The following is a 5,337-nucleotide window of genomic DNA, read 5'->3' as shown; positions in this document are numbered from 1 at the left end:
CTAAATAATCCGAAAAATTTTTAGTCTACTTCAGTAGACTTGAGCTATTAGCCTTGGAATTCATTCCAAGGCGGGCGTGGAAGCTAACAGATAATAGATTTCTAGCTTAAGTTGACACGTATGAGCAATGCTGTGCCCCTACTGCGTAGTCTATTTACCTGAAAATAGCTGTAAACCGAATAATTTAGAAATCGCAGGCAATAATTTATTACCCGCTTCTACCAGCGAAGCGATCGCAGGTAAGCTGTTCTATATTTAAGTTGCATAATTATGGCGGGCAAGATGCCCACCCCACAAGACTTATGTTTAATTCAGTTATGCAAATTAGATGTTTTTCAGCTTAACCCTGTAAATATCCCTTTCAACATGGTGATTGCTTCGGGAGTAATGGAAGTGCAATCTTTCGGGCAGCAGGGCAACGCTTGCGCCCATTAATTTTCAAGCGTTGGGACAGATGGAGTAAATCAGTTCACTTTTTTCCAAGTCTCAACAACTACTGAATCTGAAACGGTTGCGATGAAAAAGACTTCCTTGCCACCATCAACAATGATACCGCTATAAGTATCACGACCTACTACTAGCTGCACCGTACAATCTTGTTTAACACTATAGGTTCCTGAACCTGTTTCGTTTTTAGTTACAGTACCGTTAACGCTACTAGCCCCTATTCCTTGAAAATTTCCCCTTCCATCAACTTTGACTAAACCAACTTGAGCTACAGGGAATCCTAAGACCGTCCCAGTCAATATACTTCCATAGTTACCTTTTATGGTTGCATTATTACAAGAAGGCGTAGCTTGGGCGTTCACCTTTTGAGAGATAGCATCTGAAATGGTCAATGCTGACACAGTACCAATTATTAACGTCGTAAAAAAGCCTTGGATTTTAAAGTTCATCATATTCATCAAATCAAGATCCCCTTGCATAAATATTCACATAGGACTTACGCACTGTACAAATTAATCATGGTATGAATTTACCAAAATAGGTTGTTTCAAGCTTTGATTAATTATTCTTGGATAGTAAATAAACGCGCGTTGTAGGGGTTTAGCAATGCTAAACCCTACGACAGATATGGTTTTTCAAACCATCTATATTTGGTATTTCTATCAATGCGTAAGTCCTGTGACACTAGAAGATTACTATTAAATGACTTAATTTGTAAATACTACGAGAAAATAAAAATAAAATTTTTTACACCTTTGAGATTAGCGTTAGTGAAGTTTGCCCCTCGGATGTGGGCATAGCTAACGTTTCCACCCGCAAGGTCTTTCCTATCTTTATAGTTGTGTCCTCGTCGATTTTGAGTAAAGAAGTCTAAAGTTATATAGCGGTTCTCGTTTGGATACAATACATTTTGACCTCTCTCCAAACCTCTCTCCTAAAAGGAGAGAGGCTTTGAATCTTACTCCCCTTCCCTTGCAGGGAAGGGGCTGGGGGTTAGGTCTGTATTACACTCAACAGAGAAGCGCTATATTTCATATGATGTCCGGGCAATTAAGCATAATACTCGGAACCCCACCCCGCCAAAGCTGCGCTTTGTCTCCCCTCCCCGCCTGCGGGGAGGGGTTAGGGGTGGGGTTCTTTTATTATGGGTAATTTCGCGGACATGATATCACTTTACAGAGGTGAGCAAATTTTACTACACGCTCACCCCTGTAAATTCAGGAATAATTAAATATATTTGTTAGTTGAGCCTCAGAAGGTCAACATTGAGCCTCAGAAGGTCAACGTCGAGCCTCAGAAGGTCAATGTTGAGCCTCAGAAGGTCAACGTTGAGCCTCAGAAGGTCAACGTCGAGCCTCAGAAGGTCAACGTTGAGCCTCAGAAGGTCAATGTTGAGCCTCAGAAGGTCAATGTTGAGCCTCAGAAGGTCAATGTTGAGCCTCAGAAGGTCAATGTTGAGCCTCAGAAGGTCAATGTTGAGCCTCAGAAGGTCAACGTCGAGCCTCAGAAGGTCAACGTTGAGGCTCAAAGGCTGATTTTTGCACTTTTATAGGTGCGATTTCTGCTATTTTAGCGATCGCACCGTATTCTTGAGAGTAATGATTACCACCGTTCCACATGTCATTTTCTGGGATCGGTCTACCTTTGCGCTTTAAGGAAAGGCGTGTTTGGGCGTAGGATGTAGCGGTTTGTCGCCCCATTGTAACCACGGCACAAGCTTCAATGAACTGTAAATAGCGAGTCAAGTTTTGCAAGGAACGGGCAGAATTTTCCGCTCCAAACAACAGTTCAGCAACAATAGGTAATGGTAGGACGATATTTGGCAAGGCTATCACTCTTGCAACTGCGTAGCTTGGGGACTTCCAAGAAATAAATTATCCAATCTTGTGGGGTGGGCATCTTGCCCGCCTTTGACTATGGGCGGGCGAGACGCCCACCCCACAATAAATAGTTGTATATTTTTTTATTTGGAAGTCCCTTGCCGCCGTAGGCATCGCATCACCGTTGAGATAGCGAATAGCAACGGATGTGTCCAGAGCCGTTTCACCAGCCATTGGAGTCAATTTGCTCAAATTCTTGATGAATCACAGCCTGTAATTGTGAAGCTTCTTCGTCACTTAGAATGCCTGCAAACTGTAACAATGGATGGCTTGGAGTCTCTTGGTACTCAATTATGATCTTAACTTTACTATGTTCTGCCACACCTTTTAGTGTTTGCAGTGGACGCAAAACTCCATCTTCATATATTGCTTCAATAGTCTGAGACTCTGGCATACGGTTTTGCAATCTAATTCCTACTCAAAATTCTATAACAGTTTACAGGTGCGATTTCGGTTATTTTAGCGATCGCATCTGTCATCAAGCGTGAGCCAGCCCCATGTATCAATAAAAAGCTTAGTCGCCATAGAGTTCTTCGTCTAAATTAGCAGCCAGGGAGCCGTGAGAGACTGCACCAATGAAGCCTGGAAGGCGATCGCGGCTTTGGGTGGGTGGGTTGGATGCTGGTGAGTGATTTTCTGGCTGATCTAGAAGAAAAAGAAGAACATGAGGCGACGGCGGAACTTTTGAATGTCCCTGGTTTTGAGCAAGCTTTGCGTGAAGCTATGCAGGAAGCTGAGGCTGGGGAAGTGGTGTCATTTGACAGTATTCGTCGTCATGTATGAACTGGTACTGACTCGCAAGGCACAGAAGTTTTATCAAGAAGTAGAAGCATCACTAGCCCAACGACTAAACCGTTGTTTTGACCAACTGCGACAGAATGCTTATGAACATCCAAATATTAAGCGGTTCAAAGGTGATTTCGCCGGTCTTTTTCGCTATCGAGTTGGTGTCTGGCGAGTTGTTTATAAGGTGGATGAAAAACAGCAACTAATTACTATTTTACTCATAGCCCATCGGCAGGGCTATTTCGTTCTAGACATAAACCGCCCAGAACTGAAGTTCCGCGGCTCATAGTCCAAGTCCACTAAAGTGGACTAAAAGCTTTTCTTAGTCCACTTTAGTGGACTTTTGCTATTAGCCTCAGAATTCATTCTGAGGCGGGCTAGATGAGAATGAAATAGCCCTATTTAAAATCCAATCCTAAAACTCCCGCAACAGCGATATTGCTTGCCTATACAAAAACAAATCCACCTCATGAACCTCAATTCCTTTTCCAATTCGTTGTAACAGCATCAAAGTCAATTCTCCACCCAAATGTTCCCGGAACTCAGTTAAACCCCGAAACAAACAATCAGGATGTTCCAATTGTGATAACTTCTGGGCCAGTTCTGGCACATATAACGTGAAACCCAACGCTGATAAAGTATTTAATATCCGTTGCCACTCTGAACAATCCAGCAATCCTACTAAATAGGAATAAGTGCTATCCAAAGCGATACCGATCGCAACTGCTTCGCCATGACGTAAGCGATAATTTGTCAAATGCTCCAGTTTATGAGCCGCCCAATGTCCAAAATCCAGGGGACGAGATGAACCCATTTCAAAAGGATCGCCGCTATTGGCAATATGTTCTAGATGTAACTGGGCGCAACGATAGATAACTTGTTGCATGGTATCCATGTCTCGCTGCATCAGGGCTGCACTGTGCAAATGGATAAAATAAAAAAAGCTAGCATCCTTAATCAGCGCCACTTTGATTGCTTCTGCGATTCCAGAACGCCAATCGCGATCGTCTAAGGTTGTCAAGAAGGCAGAATCATTTATAACTGCATAAGGTGGCGCAAATGTGCCGAGAAAGTTCTTTTTACCAAAGGCGTTGATGCCGTTTTTTACGCCAACCCCGGAATCATTTTGCGCTAACACCGTCGTCGGAATCCGAATTAGGCGAATTCCCCGGTGAGCAGTTGCGGCTGCATATCCTACCAAATCCAACACAGCCCCGCCCCCGATCGCTAACACGTAAGAATGGCGACATAATCCGGCTGCTTCAATCTGTTGGTGGATTTGATCTACTAAAGTGCGATCGTTTTTAGCAGCTTCTCCTCCCGAAATTATCATTGGTTCGGCTGCGATCGCTAATATCTCTGCATAAAACTTGGTATACGCTACTAATTGCTTAACCAATTCCGGGTGATGCTGCAATATTCCTGCGTCTATTATCGCTACAACTTTCTTCGGCTTTGTCTCCCCATCTGCTGTAATCACTTGGGCTAAGGTGGGGTTTTTCAACTCAAATAAATTTTTGGTGAAGTAAACCTCATAGTTGAAAGTAACCGAAACACGTTGATGAATTGGTTGCAGATTGAATTTACTTTTTTGCTTAATGTCAACTACCATGTTTTTGCTGATATATCTATAAGTGAGGCACGATTCAAAGCTTGAAGGAACATTTCTACTGAGTGAGAACCATTTATCTTGACTTGATTATTAATGATGAAGAACGGCACGCTGTTGATGCCATTGGGGCGAGTAAATATTGATTCAGCCACGAAAGCTTTAACCGCAGCATCATCACTCAATTGCAGCCGTAATTCTCTAGAATCCATTTGGTAAGCTCTACCTATGGCAATCATAACTTCAATATCTCCGATGTTCAAACCGTCTTCAAAGTAAGCTTTATAAATGGCTTCTACGACATCATTTTTTACCTTTGCTGGTGCTAGTGTAATCAGTCGGTGCGAAAGCTTAGTATTGACAGCCAAACGGATTTTATCAAAATTTAGCTTGACTCCAGCCACCTCACCTGCATATTGCGTAGAATCAAACAGATATTGCAGTTCTTGGGCTTTTATGCCTTTTCTATTTTGCATAAAGCTGTGAAATTCGTACCCTTCATCAGGAACGGTATTGTCGAGAATAAAGGGATGCCATCGGATATCCACTTCTTTTTCTGGCCATTGTGCCAGTGCATCAAACAGATGCTTTTTCCCTATTCTACACCAGGGGCAA

General features: G+C 42.8%; 9 protein-coding genes. 3 read left to right on the top strand and 6 right to left on the bottom strand.

The window, feature by feature from the left end; genetic code table 11:
- The first annotated feature begins 127 nt into the window (after positions 1 to 127).
- Positions 128 to 259: a hypothetical protein gene (locus tag LC574_RS38230; RefSeq protein WP_267871666.1), complete on the top strand. Its 132-nt coding sequence runs from the start codon at positions 128 to 130 to the stop codon at positions 257 to 259.
- Positions 260 to 464: 205 nt separating this feature from the next.
- On the opposite strand, the gene LC574_RS24865 is transcribed toward LC574_RS38230, so the two are convergent.
- The 4 genes from LC574_RS24865 to LC574_RS24850 form a co-directional block, all read right to left on the bottom strand.
- Positions 465 to 926: a hypothetical protein gene (locus LC574_RS24865; RefSeq protein ID WP_229456220.1), complete on the bottom strand. Its 462-nt coding sequence runs from the start codon at positions 924 to 926 to the stop codon at positions 465 to 467.
- Between the two features lie 761 nt (positions 927 to 1,687).
- Complete coding sequence (locus tag LC574_RS24860; RefSeq protein ID WP_229456219.1) at positions 1,688 to 1,975, bottom strand: hypothetical protein; 288 nt, start codon at positions 1,973 to 1,975, stop codon at positions 1,688 to 1,690.
- The gene (locus LC574_RS24855) at positions 1,959 to 2,282 is read right to left on the bottom strand and encodes a hypothetical protein (RefSeq protein ID WP_229456218.1); all 324 of its coding nucleotides are present in this window, start codon (positions 2,280 to 2,282) and stop codon (positions 1,959 to 1,961) included. Before LC574_RS24855 ends, LC574_RS24860 begins: the two co-directional genes overlap by 17 nt.
- Positions 2,283 to 2,490: 208 nt before the next feature.
- Positions 2,491 to 2,721: an antitoxin family protein gene (locus LC574_RS24850; protein WP_229456217.1), complete on the bottom strand. Its 231-nt coding sequence runs from the start codon at positions 2,719 to 2,721 to the stop codon at positions 2,491 to 2,493.
- Positions 2,722 to 2,936: 215 nt separating this feature from the next.
- Between LC574_RS24850 and LC574_RS24845 the strand changes: the two genes are divergently transcribed.
- Entirely contained in the window at positions 2,937 to 3,110 is a 174-nt protein-coding gene (locus LC574_RS24845) for a hypothetical protein (RefSeq protein WP_229456216.1), read from the top strand.
- Positions 3,103 to 3,402 carry a type II toxin-antitoxin system RelE/ParE family toxin gene (locus LC574_RS24840; RefSeq protein WP_229456215.1) on the top strand — a complete coding sequence of 100 codons (300 nt, stop codon included), beginning with the start codon at positions 3,103 to 3,105 and terminating at the stop codon, positions 3,400 to 3,402. The genes LC574_RS24845 and LC574_RS24840 overlap by 8 nt, the downstream gene beginning before the upstream one ends.
- Positions 3,403 to 3,528: 126 nt before the next feature.
- Here the strand turns inward: LC574_RS24840 and LC574_RS24835 are convergent, their stop codons facing one another.
- Complete coding sequence (locus LC574_RS24835) at positions 3,529 to 4,725, bottom strand: 3-dehydroquinate synthase (protein WP_229456214.1); 1,197 nt, start codon at positions 4,723 to 4,725, stop codon at positions 3,529 to 3,531.
- Positions 4,719 to 5,337: DsbA family oxidoreductase (locus LC574_RS24830; protein WP_229456213.1), on the bottom strand; the 619-nt coding region annotated here is incomplete at its 5' end. The genes LC574_RS24830 and LC574_RS24835, both read right to left, overlap by 7 nt.

Source organism: Nostoc sp. CHAB 5715 (assembly GCF_020829685.1).
Lineage (GTDB): Bacteria > Cyanobacteriota > Cyanobacteriia > Cyanobacteriales > Nostocaceae > Nostoc.
This window is presented reverse-complemented; position numbering and strand designations above follow the sequence as displayed.